Raw genomic sequence first — 20,629 nt, forward strand, 5'->3', positions numbered from 1 at the left:
TCAATGAATTTCCAGCCCCCATACCCCAAGCCGCACACGCGCAAGAGTTCATTCCTGTTGCGCTTCCTGCGTGGCTGGAACTCGTGGATCGATGTGCTGTTCGAACGCAGCTATTCGATGAAGATGGGCAAGATATCGCAGCCCGGCATGGACATCTTCATGGTGAACGATGCCGACTGGGTGCGTAAGATTCTGGGCGATACGCATGAGTACCCCAAGCACAAGCTGATGCACCGGATGCTGGAGCCGTTGCTGGGCACCAGCATTTTCACGACCAATGGCACGGTGTGGGAACGGCAGCGCCGGCTGGTGGAGCCGGCGTTCGCGCAGGCGCGGCTGAAGCTGGTGTTTTCGCTGATGGCCGATTCGGTGGCCGGGATGACCCGGCGGCTGGATGCTGTGGCGGACGGTCGGTCGTATGAGGTGGACGGCGAGATGACGTATGTGACCGCCGACATCATTTTCCGGACGATCCTGTCGGAGAACCTGGAGGAGTCCGCGGCGAAGGAGATCTACGAGGCGTTCCTGGAGTTCCAGCATCACGCGCAACGGGCGATGATCCTGATGATCTATCGGCTGCCGCCAGTGATCTCTGCGTGGAGGAGCAAGCGCGCGGCCAAAAAGATTCGTGTGATCCTGTCAGAGATCATTGCGCGGCGACTGGCGGAGCGAGACAGCGGGCAGGGAAGTGCGAAGCAGGACATACTGGCCGGCATGATGGACGCGGTCGATCCAGTCAACGGCGACCGGTTCACCTACGAAGAGCTGGTGGACCAGGTGTGCATGCTGTTCCTGGCTGGCCACGAGACGTCGGCCAGTGCGCTGACGTGGGCGCTTTACCTGATCTCGCAATGCCCGCACCTGCAGGACAAGATGCTGGCAGAGATTCAGGAGGCGGTCGGTGAGCGCGATTTCGAGCTGAGCGATATCAAGAGCCTGCCGACGGTCGGCAATGTGTTCCGCGAGACACTGCGGCTGTATCCGCCGGTCGGGTTCTTCGTGCGCGAGGCGGCGCAGTCGCAATGCATCCGCGACAAGTCGGTGAAGGAGGGCTCGCCGATCCTGATTTCGCCGTGGCTGCTGCACCGGCATCGTACGCTGTGGGAGCGGCCGGACGAGTTCGATCCTGACCGCTTCGATACGCAGGCCGGCAAGGAGTCGTCGAAATGCGCGTATATCCCGTTCAGCAAGGGGCCGCGCGTATGCATCGGTGCTGCCTACGCCACGCAGGAAGCGGTACTGATCCTCGCCAGCATCGTGCGCCGCTATCGTGTCGAAGCGGATCCTGGCCATGTGCCGAAGGTGGTGGGGCGGGTGACGATCCGGTCCGGCAACGGTGTGCGGGTCCGCCTGCATCGCCGCTGACCGGCGCGCCGCCAGCATCGGCCGCTAGAATCCGCTGATGCGCAACCCGATCGAGAACAACGCAAATGACCGGTCCAGCTTGCTCGCCGTGACCGGGTTGTAGAGCATCGGCACATATCCCATCAGGCTGTTCTGCGCGCCCTGGCCGCGCACGAATACGTCGACGTAGCGGTTGATCGCGTACGACGCCTGCACCAGGATGGTCTGGTTGAACTGCGACTTGGGCGCGCCATAGGCGGTATAGCGGTCGTCCAGTTCACGGAAGAAGTACTGCGCGTGGTAGCCAGCCAACAAGCCCCACGGCCCATAGCGCCAGCGCCACGAACCACCGGCGCCGATGAACGCGCCGTCGTCATTGAAGCCATCGCCCGCGTCCAGGCCGATCTGCCCGGCGTTCATCCGAAAGCCGCCACTGGAGATCGTGGCGCGGCCGACCCGGCACGGCGCCGCAAGCGTGCCGAGGGCCATGTTGTCGGCGCCGACCCTGACGTTGTACAGGCAAGAGCCTTGTTTGAGCGTGCCCTGGACATCGCCGGCGCGAACCCAGCTGTAGCCGGCGCTGAGAAAGCCCGTCAGGAAGTGGTTGGTCCAGGGCTGGCCAGTGTAGATCACGTCGGCCTGTACTTGCGTATCGTTCGGGTGGGCGATGGTGAAGTCGGCGATCTTGCCGGAGCCGGTCGACCCTGACTTGCTCAGGCTGCCCGTGTAGTTGCCCCAGGCGGACAGTCGCAAGGTCAGCTTGCGGCCTGCATCGGGCGTCGTGACCAGGCCATAGCTGGTGGACGCCAGCCAGCTGTCGATGCCGGCGGAATCGGCGCCATAAGTGACGTGCCGGCGCCAGTACCCTGCCTCCAGCGACCACGCAGGCGATACCTTGTAGCCCGTGCGGAAATGCCCGCCCTGGTAATGGCCGCCTGCGTCATAGGCCGCTTCCGCGAAAAACCCCCGCGCCGCCGGAACCACTGGTTCCGCGCTCAGCAGCGCATCCTCCATGGCGCCGTGAGCCATGCCCCATGGCGCCAGCATCATGGCGCCGATACAGATTGCAGTGAACCTGCGCTGCGTGCTGGCGCCCATGTTGTCTCCCCGGTAGGACTTGTTGTTGTTCCATCCATCTTTGTTCGGGCGCCGCAACGTCTGTCGCGCTGCCTGGCGTTAAATGAATGTTGGAAAGCGGAGGGGGGATAAACAACCTGACTTGGTGCGGTAAGGCACGTATCTGGCGCGCGAACCGTGGTTCGCATCGTAGACCGCGCCAATTTTGACGGGCCGCTGCTCTGGCGAAGAGCTCAGTAAGTATTCACGGCCGATTTTGGACGCGTCTGGAATTTCGCCAGCGCCAGGTCCCCGCAACTCGGTGCCGGTGTTTGGGATCGACGTACTCGCCGCATTTTCCGAAGTTTCTGATATTTTCCGTAGTGCGAATCGCTATTATTCCGGCCCCAAAAGCGTCTGCCTTCGCAGCATTCAAGTACGCGCCATGAATGTGGAAATTTCCGCCTCAAGTTGAGACGCTTCGTATTTGAACGGAACCGGCCGTGGGCCAGAATATCTACCCAGCCCAATGCGAAAGATGATCTCGCTCTGACATCCCCGGGCAGGAGTCGAGCAAAAAATGTTTTGGCCGCCGCAAGAGCGGCCAGTTTTATGTAAAAACCACAAGGACTAGTATGAAGACCAAGCTCCTCTCGGCGCTGATTATCGGTGGTGCAGTTATTGCTTCCCAAGGCGCTTTTGCTGCCGACGGTACTATCACTTTCAACGGTATGCTGACCGCCCAAACTTGTACGATCAATGGTGGCACGGGTAAGGACTTTACCGTGACGCTGCCGACGGTCTCGACCTCGACCCTGAACGGCGACGGTACCGTTGCCGGTCGCACGCCGTTCACCATCAGCCTGACCAACTGCTCGCCGGCAAGCGGTGCGGCTACGACCTTTTTTGAAGCGGGTCCCACCACCGACCTGACCACCGGCCGCCTGATCGTGGCCGACGGCGGCGCCACAAAGGTCCAGATCGAACTGCTGAACAAGAACTTCACCCCGATCCAGGCTGGCTTTGCCGCCGCTTCGCAGAACGATGTGCCGGTCAGCCTGTCCTCCGGCGCTGCCGATTTGCAGTACTACGCCCAGTACCACGCAACTGGCGTGGCCACTGCCGGCGCCGCGAACTCGTCGGTCATCTACACGATCGCCTACCAGTAAGCTGGTTTGAAATGGCTCGCGCGTTTTGCGCGAGCCATCGTTTCGAGTTGTTCATCTGTGAGGAATGAGGGTGTGATCATGATTAAGAGGGAGTTCCAGTCCGTGCTGGCCGCTGCGATTCTTGCCATTGGCGTTGGGAGCGCGGTAACCGCAAACGCCTCCGTCGTGATTGCAGCTACCCGTGTCGTCTATAATGCCAAGGACCGCGAGGCGACAGTAAAGTTGTCAAACGAAGGCAATTTTCCGGCGTTGACTCAGGTCTGGATTGATAAGGGCGATCCCACGATTGCACCGACTGCCGCCGATGTTCCATTTACCGTGACGCCGCCTGTCGCGCGAATCGATCCGGGTAAAGGACAGACGCTACGACTCTTTTATACAGGGGATGCGTCGCTACCCAAGGATAAGGAATCGGTCTTCTGGCTAAACGTCCTTGAGATTCCCCCCAAGCCAACAGGGGAGCAAGCTGACAGGAATACGCTGCAGGTGGCCTACCGCTCGCGCATCAAGCTGTTCTTCCGCCCCACCGGATTAACCGGCACTGCTTCAGAGGCTCCGCAAAAGCTGCAATGGCGGCAGGTTTCTGAGGACAGCAGCGCAGTCGAAATCGGGAATCCGACGCCTTACCACGTTTCGATAGCGCACTTCGAAGTGCAGGGGCCGGGTAAGGCCGCCAAATTCGAAGAGGGAGGCATGGTAGGCCCTGGCGAGAGGAAGGTTTTCAAAATGAAAGGAAAAATCGACGGTGCCAATGCCAAGGTGCATTACCAGGCAGTGAGTGATTATGGGGGGGAGATTAAAGGCGACGCCCTGATATCACAATAGGTTTTTCCCTCCCTGTAAGAGCTCCCCCCACCCGCGTTACGACTATCCTCCCTGCGTGAGCACGTAGGGAGGTCGGCAGCGGCCGTCCATATCCCGAGCTTCAGCGAAATGCAAGAGCAACACGCTCACAAAATCGTTCCATTCCGCATACGGCCTATTGGCGTAGCGGTCTTGATGCTGCTGGCCAATGTCGCGGCGGGCGCCGCCGAGCCGGTGCGTTACGTGGCTGAAGTTGACTTTAATGACAGCTTCCTGAACCAGCCTGATGGCGGGCGCATTGACGTCAGCCGCTTCAAGAAGGGTAACGTTGCCGCGCCCGGAACCTACCGTGCGGAGCTGTACGTCAACGAAGCGTGGATCGGCAAGGCCGATGTGACGCTGCGCGCCATGGTCAAGGATAAGGCTGATGTCCGGCCGTGCATGGATTCGGCCCTGCTTGAGCGCATGGGCGCGGATTTGTCCAAGCTCAGTCCTGAGGCCCTGGCTCGACTCGAGCAAAGCGGCGAAGCATGTGTCACGCTGTCGGAACTCATCGACGGGGGCTGGGCGGAATTTGATAATGGCGAATTGCGTTTGAATGTCAATTTGCCGCAACTCGCGATGACGCGACAGGCGCGCGGCTATGTCGATCCCAAGTACTGGGAAAATGGCGTGCCCGCGGCGCGCGTGCAGTACAACGGCAACTTGTATCGCTGGGACAGCGGCTCAAGCAGCTCGACGCAATCCTATCTGGGCATCAATGCGACGGCCAATATTGGGCCGTGGCGCTTCCGGCACAACGGTAGCTTCACGCACAGCGATTTCACAGGCAGCCGCTATCAGAGCATCCAGACGACCGTCACGCGTTCCATTGCGCAGATTCGCAGTCAGCTGGTGCTTGGCGACGCCTATACGGACGGATCGATTTTCGACAGCGTGGGCTTTCGTGGCTTTCAGCTGGCCAGCGACGAACGGATGTACCCGGAGTCGCAACGCGGATACGCGCCTGTGGTGCGCGGCGTTGCCAACAGCAATGCGCGCGTGCAAATCCGCCAGAACGGTAACCTTATTTTCGAGACCAGCGTGCCGGCAGGTCCGTTCGAGATCAATGACTTGTATCCCACAGGGTATGGCGGTGACCTGGAAGTCGTTGTCACCGAGGCGGATGGCAGCACCCTTGTGTCCAGGGTGCCTTACGCCGCCGCGGTGAACGCGCTGCGCGCGGGATCCACGCGGTACACCGTGACAGGTGGCGTGTATCGCAACACGTCCGTGCACAGCACCCCGGCCATGTTCCAGGCAACATTCAAGCACGGCTTTACCAATACCCTGACGGGCTACGGTGGTTTGACTGGCGCGGAGAACTACTATTCCGGCCAGGTTGGCGTTGGCTTGAATACCGACTACGGTGCATTCGGTCTGGACGTGACCCATGCGACGGCGCGATTCAAGACCCTTTCGGAGCGCAATGGGCAAAGTGTGCGGGTGAGCTATAGCAAGCTGCTGGAGCCCACCAACACCAATTTGACGCTGGCGGCTTACCGGTATTCCACCAGTGGCTACCTCGGTCTGTCCGATGCCATGCTCCTGCGCGACCTGGATGAGCGTGGTCTGGCGTTTGCCATGCCTGGTATTCTGCGCGGGCGTTTGCAACTGCAGGTGAACCAGGTGTTGCCGCAAGGATATGGCAACTTCTACCTGACCGGCTCGACGCAGGACTATTGGAACCGAAACGGGCGCGATACGCAGTTCCAGGCCGGCTACAACAACACTTACAAGCGGCTTAACTATGGTGTTTCGGTTGGCCGGCAGTTTAATGTGAACACTGCCAAATGGGATAACCGCGTGATGCTGACGCTGGGTATTCCGCTTGGCAACAGCGCACGTCCGCCTTATTCCACCACAACGCTGCAGCACAGCTCGCAGGGCGGAACGGTGCTGCAGGAAGGGATTGCGGGCGCCTTGGGCGACGACGGTGCTTTTACCTATGGCGTGAATGCAAGTCACCAGAGTGGAGCAGGCTCGACTTCCTCGGTCGGCGCGAATGCCTCGTATGTTTCCCCGTATGCCAGCCTCAGCGGCAGTGCTACCCGGGGAAATAACTTCAGCCAGCTGAGCGCTGGGATTTCCGGCGGCATTGTCGCCTATCCCGGAGGCGTGGTGCTAGGCCCGAACGTCAACGACACGATTGCTGTCGTGGAGGCAAAGGATGCCGCCGGCGCACGCATCATGAATGCGGCTGGCCTGCGGGTAGATCCTTTGGGCCGTGCGGTGGTGCCGAATTTGATCCCGTTCTCGCGCAATCGTATTGAAGTCGATCCGACCGGATTGCCGCTGAACGTGGAGTTGAAGTCGACCATGCAACAGACCGCACCCACCGCCGGGGCAGTGGTTCGCATGAAATTCGAGACGGACAACCCAGGCCAGGTTGGCGTGATTCAGGCAAAGCTGCCGAATGGCAAGCCGGTACCGTTTGCCGCCGAAGCATTTGATGAAAGCGGCGCACCGGTCGGTGTAGTGGCCCAGGCAGGACGCATCTTCGCACGCGGCCTGAAGGCGCGAAGCGGTGCTCTGACGGTCAAGTGGGGCGACAAACCCTCGGAAATGTGTAAGGCGACCTATCAGTTTCCCGCAGAGGGCGATGCCGGCAGCGAGCTGCTCTCGACCACGGGCGAATGTGTGCAATGACGAGGAGGACGCCGAGCGCAATCTCCGTCAAAAGCGCGGCGGGGATAAAACAACCCGGCTTCGTGCGGTAAGACATCGCAGCTGGCGCGCGAACGGTGGCGGTATCCGGGGTTGACTTTAGATCGTAAGATATATATCGTACGATCTATCTAGCGATACACGGAGGGCTTATGCGCCACCATCACCACCATCAAAGCCACCCCCACGCCTCTTTCGGCACGGTCCGCGAAGCGTTCATGCGGCTCGCTCCGCACCTGATGCGTCATGCCATGGGTCGAAGTGGCGCAGGCTTCTGGGGCAACCGTGACGACGACGGCTTCAGCGGCGGTGGCCCCGGCGGCTTTGACAACGAAGGCTGGCGCCGCGGCCGCAAGTTCAGCGCCGACGACCTGCAACTGCTGCTGCTCAGCCTGCTCGAAGAAAAACCCAGCCACGGCTATGAGCTGATCAAGGCGCTCGAAACCCGCACCAACGGCTTCTACAAGCCGAGCCCCGGCGTGGTCTATCCGGCGCTGACTTACCTGGAAGAAGTCGGCTACGCCACCGTCGACACGGAAGGCAACAAGAAGCGCTACCAGCTGTCTGAAACCGGCAAGGCGCATCTGGCCGCCAACCGCGAGCGCGTCGATGTGATGGTGGCCAAGCTGCGTCACGTCGCCCGCAAGATGGAGTGGATGCGCCGTGCCATGAGCGGCGAGCCGCAGCCGGAACCGGAGCAGGGCGGCTGGCTGCCTGAACTGATGCAGGCACGTGCCGCGCTCAAACGCGCAATGGTGATGCGCGGCGAAGCCGGCGCCGACGAGCAGCGCCGCATTGCCGCGATCCTGATACGCGCCGCGGCGGAAATCGAAGCCGGGCCGAAGGCCTGAGACCCACTGTGGCGCTGACGCTGGCATCCGCCATCGGCATCCGGGCCCGGCAGGCGCCGGGCCTGCAACCAAGGAATTCCTCATGACTGCAAACGTCCCTGAATCCCATCGCGATCTTTCCGTGCAGCGCGTGCGGCATCCGTTGAAGATGCGCCTGCTGCAAGTGGTGCGCACCACGCAGGTCACGCCGCAGTTGCTGCGCGTCACGCTGGGCGGCGCCGAGCTGGAAGACTTTGTTTCGGCCTCGTTCGACGACCACGTCAAGGTCTTTTTCCCTGTGGACGGTGCTGACAAGCCGGTGCTGCCGCAGGTGGGCCCCGACGGTATCAGCTTCCCCGAAGGCCAGCCGCGTCCGGCGGCGCGCGACTACACGCCGCGCCGCTATGACGCCGCCGCGCGGGAACTGGTTATCGAGTTCGTGCTGCACGGCGACGGCCCCGCCTCGACGTGGGCGGCGCAGGCGCGGCCGGGACAGTACCTGGGCGTGGGCGGGCCGCGCGGCTCGTTCGTGGTGCCGACGGGCTTTGACTGGCACCTGCTGATCGGCGACGATACGGCGCTGCCCGCAGTGGGGCGCCGGCTGGAAGAACTGGGCGCGGAGTCGCGGGCCATTGTCGTCATGGAAGTGGGCGATGCCACCGCGCAGATCGCGCTGCCGAGCCGGGCTAGTGTCGAGGTGCAATGGCTGCATCGCGGCGATGCGGCCGAGGGCAGCCTGCTGGAGGGCGCCCTGCGCCAGGTCACGCTGCCGCAGGGCGAGGGTTATGTCTGGGCGGCGGGAGAGGCGGCGGCGATGAAGGCCGTGCGGCAGTACCTGGTCGGCGAGCGCGGCATCGACAAGAAGCGCATCCGCGCATCGGCCTACTGGAAGCGCGGCGACGCGGCGGTGCACGAGACGCTGGACGACTGAGCCGCGCGCAACGGTGTACGCTGGCGCGGGCATGCCATAAGATGGCGGCATCGCCATCGTCCGGAGGATTGTCGTGCTGCCTGCATCCAAGCCGTTGCGCTTTGCCTTTGCTGCCGCGGCAGCCGTTGCTCTGCTGGCGGGCTGTGCGCCGGATTCGGTGCGCAATGTCCAGGCCAAGGGATTCAATGCCTATCTCGATTCGCTGAAGACTGCCTGCCCGAACATGGTCATGGGGTCGAGCAATATCAGCGACTGGCTGCGCAGCAGCGGCGACCGCGCCGACGACAACTACGTCTACTGGCTGGACCAGACCTCGCGCCTGTATTACCAGCGCATCTCGGTCAAGCAGTACCGCGATTCCATCAGCGCGGCGCTGGGTGGCCGCTCGGACGCGCCCGCGCTCGATTGCATCGTGCGCAACCTGCCGCCCGACCGGCCCACGCATGTGCCGGGCGGCCGGCTGTAGCAGATCGCACGCAGCCGTTGTGCAACGGCCGCATCCCCGCTAACATGAGTCCCCGGTAGCCGATCTGTTTGACGAAAGACAGCAGCTGCCGACGTCGCTCGGACGGTTCCGGGCGCTTACGTAAAGGACTCCACATGACTGCCGCTTCCTCCGGCAAGCGCCGCTTCGCGCGCATCGATCGCCTTCCCCCGTACGTTTTCAACATCACCGCCGAGCTGAAGATGGCCGCACGCCGCCGTGGCGAGGACATCATCGACATGAGCATGGGCAACCCGGATGGCGCCACGCCGGCGCATATCGTCGCCAAGCTCACCGAGGCGGCGCAGCGGCCCGACACGCACGGTTATTCCGCGTCCAAGGGCATCCCGCGGCTGCGGCGCGCGATCTCGCACTGGTACCGCGAGCGCTATGACGTCGAGATCGATCCGGATACCGAGGCGATCGTCACCATCGGCTCGAAGGAAGGCCTGGCGCACCTGATGCTGGCCACGCTGGATCGCGGCGATACGGTGCTGGTGCCCGATCCCAGCTACCCGATCCATATCTACGGCGCGGTGATTGCAGGGGCCGATATCCGTTCGGTGCCGCTGGTGCCGGGGATCGATTTCTTTGCCGAGCTGGAGCGTGCGATCCGCGGGAGCTATCCCAAGCCGAAGATGATCGTGCTGGGCTTCCCGTCCAATCCCACCGCGCAATGCGTCGAACTCGATTTCTTCGAGCGTGTGATCGCGCTCGCGCGCAAGCACGATATCTTCGTCGTGCATGACCTGGCGTATGCGGACATCGTCTTCGACGGCTACCAGGCACCGTCGATCATGCAGGTGCCCGGCGCCAAGGACATCGCGGTGGAGTTCTTCACGTTGTCCAAGAGCTACAACATGGCCGGTTGGCGCATCGGCTTCATGGTCGGCAACCCGGACCTGGTGGCGGCGCTGACGCGCATCAAGAGCTATCACGACTACGGCACCTTCACGCCGGTGCAGATCGCTGCCATCGCCGCGCTGGAAGGCGACCAGCAGTGCGTGCATGAAATTGCCGCGCAATACCAGTCGCGCCGCGACGTGCTGGCGAAGGGGCTGATCGAGGCAGGCTGGCCGGTGGAGATCCCGAAGGCGTCGATGTATATCTGGGCGCGGATTCCCGAGCCCTACCGCGCGCTGGGCTCACTGGAGTTTGCCAAGCAGTTGCTGGCAAAGGCCAAGGTATCCGTGTCACCGGGCATCGGCTTTGGCGACTACGGCGACGAGTACGTGCGCTTTGCGCTGATCGAGAACGAATCGCGCATCCGGCAGGCGGTACGAGGCATCAAGGCGATGTTCCGCGCGGATGGGCTGATCAAGGCGTGATGGCGACGTGACCTGCGCCCCGGGTGCGGCGCAGGTCTGGCTGGTTGCGTTCAGGCCGGAAGGACCAGCGGCAATGGTTGCTCGCCAGGCGCCCACCATGGCCGGAACAGTGCGCGCACATCTTCCGGCGTCACAGCCTCATAGCTGGTGGTGCGCCAGCGTGGCGCGTTGTCCTTGTCGACGATCAGCGCGCGCACGCCTTCGATGAAATCCCCTTGCGAGAAGGTATTGACCACCACCGCCAGTTCCATGCGGAAGCAGTCGGCGAGATCCATGCGCCGGCCGCGCAGCAGGAGTTCGCGTGTGGCACACGCCGACAGCGGTGAGCGCGTACGCAGCACGTCGATGGTGCGCGTGGCCCACGCGGTGTAGCGCGGGTCGTCCTGGCACGCCAGGCCGGCAAGTATTTCCGGCAGGGTGGCATGCGCGGGGAAGTGGTGCAGCAGCGCGGGCAGCACCTGCAGCAGCGGTGCGTCGGCGGCGCTGGTCACGGGTTCGCGCACCAACGCATGGCGCAGGTCGGCAAGCACGTCGTTGCCCCAGGCGATGCCGGCCAGTGTTTGCTCCAGCCCGGCCAGCGTGCCGCTGTCGACCGCGGCATCGGCCAGGCCGCACAGCAGTGCGTCGGCGGCGCCGATGGTGACGCCGGTCAGGCCGAGATACAGCGCCAGTTGCACCGGCAGCTTCGACAGGAAATGGCTGGCACCGACATCCGGCACCAGCCCGATGCCGCTCTCGGGCATCGCCACGCGCGAGCGCTCGGTGACGATGCGCAGGTGCGCGGCCTGCGCCAATCCCATGCCGCCGCCCATGACGACGCCATCCATCAGCGCCACCAGCGGTTTGGGATAGCGGTGCAGGCGGTAGTCCAGCGTGTATTCGTCGATAAAGAAGCGCCGGTGCAGCGGCGTGCCGTCGCGGTAGCTGTCGTACAAGGCGCGGATATCGCCGCCGGCGCAGAAGGCCTTGGGACCTGCGCCGCGCAGCACAACGGCGCGGATGGCGTCGTCCTGCGCCCAGGCTTCGAGCTGCGCCCCCAGCGCAACGATCATCGGGTACGACAGCGCGTTGAGCTGGCGCGGCCGGTTCAGCGTGGCAATGCCGACGCCGTTGATGACGTCGAACAGGACCTCAGGCTCGCCGGCATCCTGCGTGCCGGCATTGCGCAGTGAGACAGTCGATTCGGTCAGGCGCATGGCGGGACTCCTAGGCGTTGCGCCATTGCGGCGCGCGTTTCTCGAGGAAGGCATTGACGCCTTCGCGCTGGTCGGCGCCGTCGAACAGGTCGACAAAGCGCTCGCGCTCCAGCGCCAGCGCCGCCTGGCGCGGCACGCCCTGGCGCGCCAGGTGCACCAGCTGCTTGCTGCAGGCGGCGGCGCGCGGGCTGACCTTGCCGGCGCGCTGTGCCATTTCCAGCGCGGTGGACAGCGCCTGTCCGCGCGGCACCACTTGCTCGACCAGCCCGATGCGCAGCGCGGTGGCCGCGTCGACGCGTTCGTTGGTCAGGATCATGCGCTTGGCCCAGCCTTCGCCGACCAGCCACGGCAGCGTCTGCGTGCCGCAGCCGCACGGCAGCAGGCCGACAGCGGCTTCGGGCAGCGCCATCTGCGCGTGCTCTTCGGCGATGCGGATATCGCAGGCGAGGGCGCATTCCAGGCCGCCACCCATGGCATAGCCGTTGATGGCGGCGATGACCACCGGCCGTGCGTTTTGCAGGGCTTCAAAGGCGCTGCCGAATTGCTGCGCCATCGCGCGCGCATGGGCGCGGTCGCCGTCGGCGAAGCCGTTCAGGTCGGCGCCGGCGCTGAAGAACTTCTCTCCGGCCCCGCTCACGACAACGGCGCGGATCTCGGGGTTGGCGTCAATCTTTGCCACCAGTTCCCGCAGCTGCTGCAGGCCGTCGGCGGTAAAGGCATTGGCGGGCGGGCGACTCAGCGTCAGTGTGGCGACGTGGCCATCGAGGGCGAACTCGATCATGGCTGGCGCTCCTTGTCCGTGGCGGACAGGTACTGGCGGATCACGCCGGAGAAATCGAGCTGGCCTTCGCCGGCGTGGCTCATGGCCTGATAGACCTGCTGGGCCAGCGCGCCCAGGAAGAGCGGCTGCTTCACGTTGCGCGCGGCATCGGCGGCCAGGCCCAGGTCCTTGAGCATCAGGTCGGCGCCGAAGCCGCCGCTGTAGCCACGTCCGGCCGGGGCGGTTTCGATCACGCCGGGCCAGGGGTTGCAGGTATCGGACGCCCAGCAGCGTCCGGTCGAGGTATTGACGATACCGGCCAGCACGTTGGCGTCGATGCCCAGCTTCACGCCGAGCGCCATCGCCTCCGACACCCCGATCATCGAGATACCGAGAATCAGGTTGTTGCAGATCTTGGCGACCTGGCCGGTGCCGGTGCCGCCGCAGTGAACCAGGTTGCGGCCCATGCCGGCCAGCACCGGGCGCACCTGCTCGAACAGCGCTTCGGTGGCGCCGACCATGAAGGTCAGCGTGCCGGCCTGCGCGCCGACGGTGCCGCCGGAAACGGGAGCGTCGGCCAGCGCATTGCCCTGGGCCTGCGCGGCGGCGGCAAGTTCGCGCACGGTGGCCGGATCGATGGTGCTGGAATCGACCAGCGGCACGCCGGGGCGCACGCCGGCGAGCACGCCGTCTTCGCCAAGGTAGGCGCTGCGCACGTGTGCGGCGGCGGGCAGCATGGTGATGACGAAATCAGCCTCCGCCACGGCCTTGCGCGCGGTATCTGCGCTGGCGGCGCCTTCGGCGCACAGCGCGGCGACGGTGGCGGCATTGAGGTCGAACACGGTCAGGGTATGGCCGGCCTTGAGCAGGTTGCGCGCCATGGGCGCGCCCATGTTGCCCAGGCCGATGAAGGCGATATGCATGGGGTGTCTCCTTCGTAATAAGTCCCAAATCCCGCTTGTTTTCTCTCCTCTCCCGCTCGCGGGAGAGGGGGGGGGGAGAGGGCGGGAGCGTCAATGGCTACTGCATTGGTTTAGGCAAGCGTCGTGCGCGATTGGTTTGCTCGGGAAATCGGTCCTGCAAGCGCCGGCCCTCTCCCCAACCCCTCTCCCGCAAGCGGGAGAGGGAAGCAAACCGGCGGGAGGCGAAAACGCTGCCGGCCACTCATTGCATCGCAGCCCTCACTTCAAACTGATCGTCGTATTCACCCCGTCATTCACCGTCGCGTCATCGAACCAGCGCGCCGTCACCGTCTTGGTCTGCGTATAGAACTGCACCACCTGCTTGCCGTACGGCCCCAGGTCGCCCAGCTTGGAGCCGCGCGAGCCGGTGAAGCTGAAGTAGGGCACCGGCACAGGGATGGGGATGTTGATGCCGACCTGGCCGACGTCGATCTCGCTCTGGAACTTGCGCGCGGCGGCGCCGCTCTGCGTGAACACGCCAGTGCCGTTGCCGAACGGGTTGCGGTTGACCAGCGCGATGGCGTCGTCCAGCGTCTCGACGCCGATCACCACCAGCACCGGCCCGAAGATCTCCTCGGTGTAGATCGACATGTCGGTGCCGACCTCGGTGAAGATGGTCGGCCCGATGAAGTTGCCTTCCGGATAGCCGGGCGCCTGCACGTTGCGGCCGTCGAGCACCAGCTTCGCGCCTTCGCGCTCGCCGGCGGCGATCAGGCCGAGGATGCGTTCCTTGGCCGCCACCGAGACCACCGGGCCGACATCGGTGCCAGGCTCCGCGCCGGCGCCGACTTTCAGGGTCCTGGCGCGCTCGACCAGGTCAGGCACCCAGTCGCGCGCGGCCCCTACCAGCACCACAACGGAGGTGGCCATGCAACGCTGGCCCGCCGCGCCGAAGCCAGCACCTGCCAGCGCGTTCAGGGTCTGCTCCTTGTGCGCGTCGGGCAGCACCACGGCGTGGTTCTTGGCGCCCATCATCGACTGCACGCGCTTGCCGTGCGCGCCGGCCAGGTTGTAGACGTGCGTGCCGACCGCGGTCGAGCCCACGAACGATACCGCCTTGATGTCCGGGTGCGTGCACAGCGCATCGACCACGTCCTTGGCGCCGTGCACCACGTTCAGCACGCCCGGCGGCACGCCGGCTTCCAGCGCCAGCTTGACCAGTTCCATGGTCGACAGCGGATCCTGCTCCGACGGCTTGAGCACGAAGGTATTGCCGCACACGATTGCCATCGGGAACATCCACAGCGGAATCATCGCGGGGAAGTTGAACGGCGTGATGCCGGCGCAGACGCCGATCGGCTGCTGCAGCGTGTAGGTGTCGACGGTGGCGGCGACGTTCTCGGCGAAGCCGCCTTGCTGCAGCGTGCCGATCGAGCAGGCATGCTCGACCACTTCCAGGCCGCGGAAGATATCGCCCTCGGCGTCGGCCAGGGTCTTGCCCTGCTCGGCGGTCAGGATGGCGGCGATGCGCTTGCTGTGTTCGCGGATCAGCGCCTGGTAGCGCAGCATGATGCGCAGCCGTGCGCCGATGGGCGTGTGGCGCCACGTGGCGAAGGCGCGGTGCGCGGCGCCGACCGCGGCGGCGACTTCGCTGGCGGTGGCCAGCGGCACGCGTGCCAGCACTTCCTGGGTGGCGGGATTGACTACCTGGCGGAACTCGGTGGCGGACGATTCCACCCATTCGCCGTTGATCAGCAGCGGTACGGTCGGCACGGCGTTGTCGGTCTTGGGTACTGCGCTCATGGTTGTCTCCGGACGGTGTGGTTGTATGAGAAGCAAATGCAGGCTTACAGGCTGCGCGCGATCAGCATGCGCTGGATCTCGCTGGTACCTTCGTAGATCTGGGTGATGCGGGCGTCGCGGTAGTGGCGCTCGACCGGGTAGTCTTCCAGGTAGCCATAGCCGCCGTGGATCTGCAGCGCCTTGGAGCAGACGCGCTCGGCCAGTTCGGACGCGTACAGCTTGGCCTGCGAGGCTTCGGACAGGCACGGCACGCCCTCGCTGCGCATGCGCGCGGCGCGGTGCACCAGCAGGCGCGCGGCGTTCAGCTCGGTGGCCATGTCGGCCAGCATGTTGGCGATGGGCGGATGCTCGCGCAGCGGGCGGCCGAACTGGATGCGTTCGGATGCGTAGCGGCACGCGGCCTCGAACGCCGAACGCGCAATGCCGATCGCCTGCGCCGCGATGCCGATGCGGCCGCCCTCGAGGTTGGACAGTGCGATGCGCAGCCCCTCGCCTGGCTCGCCCAGCAACGCGTCGTGCGGCACGGTGCAGTCTTCCAGCGTGATGGCGCAGGTATCCGAGGCGCGGATGCCCAGCTTCTTCTCCGGCGCGTGGACGACAAAGCCCGGCGTGTCCGTCGGCACCAGGAAGGCTGAGATGCCTTTCTTGCCGCGCTCGGGCTCGGTCGCCGCAAAGACCACTGCAACGCCGGCGCGCTGGCCGTTGGTGACGAACTGCTTGCTGCCGTTGAGCACCCAGCCGTTGTCGGTAAAGCGGGCGCGCGTGCGCAGGTTGTGGGCTTCGGAGCCGGCTTGCGGCTCCGTCAGGCAGAAGGCGCCGATCAGTTCGCCGCTGGCCAGCCGCGCCAGGTAGCGTTCCTTCTGCGCGTCGGTGCCGTAGTGCAGGATCGGGCCGCAGCCGACCGAGTTATGCACGCTCATCAGCGTGGCGCAGGCCGCGCAGCCCGCGGCGATTTCTTCAATGGCGAGCGCGTACGCGACGTAGTCGGTATAGGTGCCGCCCCAGTCCTCCGGCACGATCATGCCGAGCAGGCCCAGCGCGCCCATCTCGGCGACTACCTCTTCGGGCAGGCGGCCGTCGCGGTCCCACTGGGCGGCGCCGGCAGCCAGGCGCTCGCTGGCAAAGGCGCGCGCGCTGTCGCGGATCATCTGTTGCTGTTCGGTGTAGTCGCTGTGCATGGCAGGTTGGCGTAATGGTGTTCCGCGGTGGGATTTCGCGGTGGAATTCCGCTAATGCGCGTTGGCGCGGCGCGGCATCTGGGGCAGAATGCGCGCTCGGCGTTGGCCTGCGGGCAGTGTAGGAACGCCGGGGGCGGGCTCCTATGCCAAAATCCGCCAATCTTCCTGAACTCGTTTGCCACCCGCCGGACCATGGAAAAAGGCAGCGTCGCGCTTTGTTTTGTTTACCAGGCCATCGCCGGGCTGCAGGCGCGCGGGATCGACCCGGCGCCAGTGCTGCGCAGCGCCGGCATCGCGCCGGAGTTGCTGGCGGTGCCGCAGGCGCGGGTCTCGGCGGCCAGCTACAGCGAGCTGTGGCTGGCAGTGGCCGCCGCGCTGGACGATGAGTTCTTCGGCCAGGATTCGCGCAGCATGAAGTGCGGCAGCTTTGCCATGCTGTGCCATGCTGTCGTCGGCAGCCGCACGCTGGGCCAGGGGCTGGAGCGCATTACCCGGTATTTCCGGCTGCTGCTGGACGATATCGGCGTGCGCCTGGACCGGCACGGGGATGAGGCCGCGCTGGTGCTGACCGCGCCCAACGCGGCGCTGGGGCGGCAGCCCGGCGTGTTCGCCAAGGAAACCATGCTGATCATGCTGCATGGATTGATGAGCTGGCTGTTGCGCCGGCGCGTGCCGGTACGGCTTGCGGCGTTCGACTATTCGGAGCCGCCTTACAGCGCCGAATACCGTGTGATGTACTCGCGCCAGCTTGCCTTTGACCAGCCCGCCACGGCGCTGGTGTTCGACGCCGCGCTGCTGGACCAGCCGGTGCGGCAGGACGAGCGCAGCCTGAAGGCTTTCCTGCGCGATGCCCCGCACAACGTGGTGGTGAAGTATTCCGACCGCAGCAGCGTAGGCGCGCGCGTGCGCCGGCAGCTGCGCAACCAGCGGCCCGAGTTGTGGCCGACCTTCGAGGCGCTGGCGGTCAGCCTGAACCTGTCGGCTTCATCGCTGAGGCGCCGCCTGATGGACGAGGGCGTGAGCTATCAGGAATTGAAGGATGCGCTGCGCCGAGACCTGGCCATCGAGGCGCTGAGCCACTCCGGGCGCCCCGTCGCGGACATTGCGGCGGAGCTTGGGTTTGCCGAGCCCGGCGCTTTCCACCGGGCCTTCCGGCGCTGGACCGGCTCGCGGCCAGGCGCCTACCGGCGGGTGGGCGGGGATGGCTGATGGGGCTGACGCGGCTCAGGCATCAGGCGACAGCGCGGTCTCCGGTGCCGCCTGCGTAGCCGGGGCAGGCTCGCTGTGCGCCGTCACGCGATTGCGCCCGCCCATCTTGGCGCGATACAGCGCCGCATCGGCACGTGCGCTCAGCTGCGCCAGCGACAGGTCCGGATGCCAGCCCGCGGTGCCGCCGCTCATGGTATAGCGCACGGTCCGGCTGCCGCTGTCCGACGCTACCGTCACCGCATGGCGCTGCACGCTGGCGCGGATGCGCTCGGCCACCGCGGTGGCGCCGGCCTCGCTGGTCGCGGGCAGCAGCACCATGAACTCTTCGCCGCCGAGACGGCCAAGCAGGTCGCCGGGCCGCAGTTGCGACGCCGCCAGTTTTGCGAACGCCTGCAGCACGGCATCGCCGGCCGCGTGCCCGTAGGTGTCGTTGACCGACTTGAAATGGTCGATGTCGACGATCAGCAGCGCGGGGGCCGGCTTGCCGCAGGCAGCGCGCGCCAGCTCGCGGCGGGCACCTTCCTCGAACGCCTTGCGCGACAGCACGCCGGTCAGCGTGTCGGTATTGGCGACGGCTTCGAGCCGGCGCACGATGGCGTCATGGATCATCAGCACTGCGCCCATGGTCATCGCGGGCATCACCAGCGCGCCCAGGGTCAGGAACACCGTGTTGAGCAACAGGGATTCCTGCATGTAGGGATTGCCCAGCCACTGCAGCGCGGACAGCGTGCCGCGCACCGCATGGCCGGTGGCGAAGAACAGCGCGAAGCAGGCGGTCGTGATAAAGAAACGTGCCGATTGTCCGCGCGGGCGGCGGCGCAGCAAGGTCAGCCCGATCAGCGCGCACAGCAACGCGTGGAAGACCGAGACAATCACGACGCGCGTGGTGAAGACGTCGACGGCATAGCGCCAGACGATCACGCCGGCAGTCGTCACTGCCGTCGCTGCTATCAACCGCCGCCACGGCGGCACGCCGCCGCAGAAGCGCACGCTGCCGGCATAGAACAGCGCCAGCGACCACGCCAGCGCGGCGTTGGCAACGCCGACCGACAACAGATCCGGGACGATGCCGCGCAACGAGAACAGCACCAGCGCTCCGGTCGCGGTCAGGTTGGCATTGCACCATTCGCCCACGCCGGGCAACCCGCAGCGGCGCAGCGACCACACAATGGCCAGCATCATGGCACTGAGCGCGGTGGTGATGCTGAGCAGGGCAATCGGGACGGACATCGGACAGTGGCTGGCTGCGGCGTGACAGGAATGCGCCGGTCTGGCGCGACCCGTAATGATACGGGGCGAGCGGCGCCCGTGGGCGCAGCCAAAGGGCACGCCGTCGCGCTGTCCGTCGGATGTGGGTTTGCCGCCCCCCTTTGTCGAGCTGCCGCGGCGCGGGGCTAATCGGTTCGCCGTGGCTGCGGTTCGTGTGGTTCGCGCGGCTCATCGGCGCGCAGCACCGGGTCATTGCGCAACAACCATCGCGCCGCGATCAGCAGCGCTGCCAGGCAGCCGAGGATATAGACGCCGAGAGAGACGACGTGGTGCATGATGTGACCCCATCCTGTTCCGGCTCTGGGGCCGGTCGAGCAGCCATTATGGGATCGGGCCCGGCACCGGGCATCCCCTGATTGGGGGCCGGTGCGGGCTGTGCGTGCGCTGGCGCGCATGGCGCTAGAGCTGCCCGGCGTGGTGCCGGATATGGTCGGCGATGAAGGTCGTGATGAAGTAGTAACCGTGGTCGTAGCCGCTGTGCCGGCGCAGCGTCAGCGGCTGGCCCACGGCCTGGCAGGCGGCCTCGAAGGCGTCCGGGTGCAGCTGGGTCTGCAAGAACTGGTCGTCCAGTCCCTGGTCGACCAGGATGCCGGCCGGGAACGGCGCCCCTTGCTGGCGCACCATCAGCTCGGTGGCGTCATGCTGCGCCCATGCCCCACGGTCGCCGCCGAGATAGCCGGTGAAGGCTTTCTCGCCCCACGGGCAGCGCGAGGGCGCGGCGATCGGCGCGAACGCCGACACCGAGCGGAAACGCTGAGGGTGGCGCTGCGCCAGCACCAGCGCACCGTGCCCGCCCATCGAATGCCCGAAGATCCCCACGCGCGACGCCTCGCCGGGCAGCGCGCTGGTGACCAGGTCGAACAGTTCCTCGGCGACATAGCTTTCCATGCGCCAGTGCCTGCTCCAGGGCGCCTCGGTGGCGTCGACGTAAAAGCCCGCGCCCACGCCAAAGTCCCACGCATCGGCCTCGCCCGGCACGCCCGCGCCGCGCGGGCTGGTGTCGGGCGCCACCAGCATCAGGCCGTGCTCGGCGGCAAAGCGCTGCGCGCCGGCCTTGATCATGAAGGTCTCTTCGCTGCATGTCAGGCCGGCGAGGTAGAACAGCACGGGGACCTTGGCGCCGCCCTGCGCCTGCGGCGGCAGGAACACCGAGAAGCGCATCGGCAGCCCGATTGCCGCCGAGTCATGCCGGTAGAAGCGCTGCACGCCGCCATGGCAGCCGTGTTGCGAGATCAGTTCCATGGCACGCGCCTCAGTACAGCACCACGGATCGGATCGACTCGCCGCGCTTCATCAGGTCGAAGCCTTCGTTGATGCGCTCCAGCGGCAGCGTGTGCGTGATCAGGTCGTCGATATTGAGCTTGCCTTCCATGTACCAGTCGACGATTTTTGGCACGTCGGTGCGGCCGCGCGCGCCGCCGAAGGCCGAGCCTTTCCACTCGCGGCCGGTCACCAGCTGGAACGGGCGCGTCGAGATTTCGGCGCCGGCCTCGGCCACGCCGATGATGATCGACTTGCCCCAGCCCTTGTGGCAGCACTCGAGCGCCTGGCGCATGACCTGCGTATTGCCGATGCATTCGAACGAGTAGTCCGCGCCGCCGTCGGTCAGCTGGATGATGTGGTCGACGACATTCTCGACCTGCTTCGGGTTGATGAAATG

General features: G+C 65.4%; 19 protein-coding genes. 9 read left to right on the forward strand and 10 right to left on the reverse strand.

Going from position 1 to position 20,629, the window contains the following annotated elements; translation table 11 throughout:
* Positions 1-3: 3 nt before the first annotated feature.
* A complete protein-coding gene (locus ACIP1U_RS21830; RefSeq protein ID WP_400319225.1) occupies positions 4-1,365 on the forward strand; it encodes a cytochrome P450 in 1,362 nt (453 codons plus the stop codon).
* A 24-nt stretch (positions 1,366-1,389) separates the two neighbouring features.
* On the opposite strand, the gene ACIP1U_RS21835 is transcribed toward ACIP1U_RS21830, so the two are convergent.
* Entirely contained in the window at positions 1,390-2,442 is a 1,053-nt protein-coding gene (locus tag ACIP1U_RS21835) for a hypothetical protein (RefSeq protein ID WP_400319228.1), read from the reverse strand.
* 593 nt (positions 2,443-3,035) lie between these two features.
* On the opposite strand from ACIP1U_RS21835, the gene ACIP1U_RS21840 reads away from it, so the two are divergent.
* The 7 genes from ACIP1U_RS21840 to alaC all read left to right on the forward strand — a co-directional run bounded on the left by ACIP1U_RS21840 (position 3,036) and on the right by alaC (position 10,652).
* On the forward strand, positions 3,036-3,569 hold the full coding sequence (locus ACIP1U_RS21840) for a fimbrial protein (protein WP_400319231.1): 534 nt from the start codon (positions 3,036-3,038) through the stop codon (positions 3,567-3,569).
* Positions 3,570-3,647: 78 nt separating this feature from the next.
* Positions 3,648-4,394: a fimbria/pilus periplasmic chaperone gene (locus tag ACIP1U_RS21845; protein ID WP_400319277.1), complete on the forward strand. Its 747-nt coding sequence runs from the start codon at positions 3,648-3,650 to the stop codon at positions 4,392-4,394.
* 174 nt (positions 4,395-4,568) lie between these two features.
* The gene (locus ACIP1U_RS21850; protein WP_400319280.1) at positions 4,569-7,061 is read left to right on the forward strand and encodes a fimbria/pilus outer membrane usher protein; all 2,493 of its coding nucleotides are present in this window, start codon (positions 4,569-4,571) and stop codon (positions 7,059-7,061) included.
* Between the two features lie 170 nt (positions 7,062-7,231).
* Complete coding sequence (locus ACIP1U_RS21855) at positions 7,232-7,930, forward strand: PadR family transcriptional regulator (RefSeq protein WP_400319234.1); 699 nt, start codon at positions 7,232-7,234, stop codon at positions 7,928-7,930.
* An 82-nt stretch (positions 7,931-8,012) separates the two neighbouring features.
* Positions 8,013-8,840 carry a siderophore-interacting protein gene (locus tag ACIP1U_RS21860; protein ID WP_400319237.1) on the forward strand — a complete coding sequence of 276 codons (828 nt, stop codon included), beginning with the start codon at positions 8,013-8,015 and terminating at the stop codon, positions 8,838-8,840.
* 73 nt (positions 8,841-8,913) lie between these two features.
* Complete coding sequence (locus tag ACIP1U_RS21865; RefSeq protein ID WP_400319239.1) at positions 8,914-9,306, forward strand: hypothetical protein; 393 nt, start codon at positions 8,914-8,916, stop codon at positions 9,304-9,306.
* Between the two features lie 134 nt (positions 9,307-9,440).
* Complete coding sequence (alaC, locus tag ACIP1U_RS21870) at positions 9,441-10,652, forward strand: alanine transaminase (protein WP_400319242.1); 1,212 nt, start codon at positions 9,441-9,443, stop codon at positions 10,650-10,652.
* Between the two features lie 50 nt (positions 10,653-10,702).
* On the opposite strand, the gene ACIP1U_RS21875 is transcribed toward alaC, so the two are convergent.
* From ACIP1U_RS21875 to ACIP1U_RS21895, 5 genes are all read right to left on the reverse strand, one after another.
* Positions 10,703-11,848: an enoyl-CoA hydratase/isomerase family protein gene (locus ACIP1U_RS21875; RefSeq protein WP_400319244.1), complete on the reverse strand. Its 1,146-nt coding sequence runs from the start codon at positions 11,846-11,848 to the stop codon at positions 10,703-10,705.
* 10 nt (positions 11,849-11,858) lie between these two features.
* A complete protein-coding gene (locus ACIP1U_RS21880; protein WP_400319246.1) occupies positions 11,859-12,629 on the reverse strand; it encodes an enoyl-CoA hydratase in 771 nt (256 codons plus the stop codon).
* Positions 12,626-13,531 carry a 3-hydroxyisobutyrate dehydrogenase gene (mmsB, locus tag ACIP1U_RS21885; RefSeq protein WP_400319249.1) on the reverse strand — a complete coding sequence of 302 codons (906 nt, stop codon included), beginning with the start codon at positions 13,529-13,531 and terminating at the stop codon, positions 12,626-12,628. Before mmsB ends, ACIP1U_RS21880 begins: the two co-directional genes overlap by 4 nt.
* A gap of 258 nt (positions 13,532-13,789) precedes the next feature.
* Positions 13,790-15,313, reverse strand: coding sequence for a CoA-acylating methylmalonate-semialdehyde dehydrogenase (locus ACIP1U_RS21890; RefSeq protein ID WP_400319251.1), 1,524 nt, complete (start codon positions 15,311-15,313; stop codon positions 13,790-13,792).
* Between the two features lie 44 nt (positions 15,314-15,357).
* On the reverse strand, positions 15,358-16,491 hold the full coding sequence (locus ACIP1U_RS21895; RefSeq protein WP_400319253.1) for an acyl-CoA dehydrogenase family protein: 1,134 nt from the start codon (positions 16,489-16,491) through the stop codon (positions 15,358-15,360).
* A gap of 192 nt (positions 16,492-16,683) precedes the next feature.
* On the opposite strand from ACIP1U_RS21895, the gene ACIP1U_RS21900 reads away from it, so the two are divergent.
* Positions 16,684-17,700: an AraC family transcriptional regulator gene (locus ACIP1U_RS21900; protein WP_400319255.1), complete on the forward strand. Its 1,017-nt coding sequence runs from the start codon at positions 16,684-16,686 to the stop codon at positions 17,698-17,700.
* A 15-nt stretch (positions 17,701-17,715) separates the two neighbouring features.
* Here the strand turns inward: ACIP1U_RS21900 and ACIP1U_RS21905 are convergent, their stop codons facing one another.
* The 4 genes from ACIP1U_RS21905 to ACIP1U_RS21920 form a co-directional block, all read right to left on the reverse strand.
* A complete protein-coding gene (locus ACIP1U_RS21905; RefSeq protein ID WP_400319257.1) occupies positions 17,716-18,930 on the reverse strand; it encodes a GGDEF domain-containing protein in 1,215 nt (404 codons plus the stop codon).
* Positions 18,931-19,094: 164 nt separating this feature from the next.
* Positions 19,095-19,244: a hypothetical protein gene (locus ACIP1U_RS21910; protein ID WP_400319259.1), complete on the reverse strand. Its 150-nt coding sequence runs from the start codon at positions 19,242-19,244 to the stop codon at positions 19,095-19,097.
* 124 nt (positions 19,245-19,368) lie between these two features.
* Complete coding sequence (gene fghA, locus ACIP1U_RS21915; protein ID WP_400319262.1) at positions 19,369-20,211, reverse strand: S-formylglutathione hydrolase; 843 nt, start codon at positions 20,209-20,211, stop codon at positions 19,369-19,371.
* A 10-nt stretch (positions 20,212-20,221) separates the two neighbouring features.
* A partial coding sequence (locus ACIP1U_RS21920; protein ID WP_400319265.1) for a zinc-binding dehydrogenase occupies positions 20,222-20,629 on the reverse strand: 408 nt, incomplete at its 5' end.

The sequence above is a fragment of the Cupriavidus sp. NPDC089707 genome, from assembly GCF_044748965.1.
Taxonomy (GTDB): Bacteria; Pseudomonadota; Gammaproteobacteria; order Burkholderiales; family Burkholderiaceae; genus Cupriavidus.

Bases quoted from the DNA above. Each gene is read 5' to 3' on its own strand.
- ACIP1U_RS21860 (WP_400319237.1), top strand. From the start codon at position 8,013: ATGACTGCAAACGTCCCTGAATCCCATCGCGATCTTTCCGTGCAGCGC.
- ACIP1U_RS21905 (WP_400319257.1), bottom strand. From the start codon at position 18,930: ATGTCCGTCCCGATTGCCCTGCTCAGCATCACCACCGCGCTCAGTGCC.
- ACIP1U_RS21910 (WP_400319259.1), bottom strand. From the start codon at position 19,244: ATGCACCACGTCGTCTCTCTCGGCGTCTATATCCTCGGCTGCCTGGCA.
- ACIP1U_RS21850 (WP_400319280.1), top strand. From the start codon at position 4,569: ATGCTGCTGGCCAATGTCGCGGCGGGCGCCGCCGAGCCGGTGCGTTAC.
- ACIP1U_RS21835 (WP_400319228.1), bottom strand. From the start codon at position 2,442: ATGGGCGCCAGCACGCAGCGCAGGTTCACTGCAATCTGTATCGGCGCC.
- ACIP1U_RS21890 (WP_400319251.1), bottom strand. From the start codon at position 15,313: ATGAGCGCAGTACCCAAGACCGACAACGCCGTGCCGACCGTACCGCTG.
- ACIP1U_RS21875 (WP_400319244.1), bottom strand. From the start codon at position 11,848: ATGCGCCTGACCGAATCGACTGTCTCACTGCGCAATGCCGGCACGCAG.
- mmsB (WP_400319249.1), bottom strand. From the start codon at position 13,531: ATGCATATCGCCTTCATCGGCCTGGGCAACATGGGCGCGCCCATGGCG.
- fghA (WP_400319262.1), bottom strand. From the start codon at position 20,211: ATGGAACTGATCTCGCAACACGGCTGCCATGGCGGCGTGCAGCGCTTC.
- ACIP1U_RS21840 (WP_400319231.1), top strand. From the start codon at position 3,036: ATGAAGACCAAGCTCCTCTCGGCGCTGATTATCGGTGGTGCAGTTATT.
- ACIP1U_RS21895 (WP_400319253.1), bottom strand. From the start codon at position 16,491: ATGCACAGCGACTACACCGAACAGCAACAGATGATCCGCGACAGCGCG.
- ACIP1U_RS21830 (WP_400319225.1), top strand. From the start codon at position 4: ATGAATTTCCAGCCCCCATACCCCAAGCCGCACACGCGCAAGAGTTCA.
- ACIP1U_RS21880 (WP_400319246.1), bottom strand. From the start codon at position 12,629: ATGATCGAGTTCGCCCTCGATGGCCACGTCGCCACACTGACGCTGAGT.
- ACIP1U_RS21855 (WP_400319234.1), top strand. From the start codon at position 7,232: ATGCGCCACCATCACCACCATCAAAGCCACCCCCACGCCTCTTTCGGC.
- ACIP1U_RS21900 (WP_400319255.1), top strand. From the start codon at position 16,684: ATGGAAAAAGGCAGCGTCGCGCTTTGTTTTGTTTACCAGGCCATCGCC.
- ACIP1U_RS21845 (WP_400319277.1), top strand. From the start codon at position 3,648: ATGATTAAGAGGGAGTTCCAGTCCGTGCTGGCCGCTGCGATTCTTGCC.
- alaC (WP_400319242.1), top strand. From the start codon at position 9,441: ATGACTGCCGCTTCCTCCGGCAAGCGCCGCTTCGCGCGCATCGATCGC.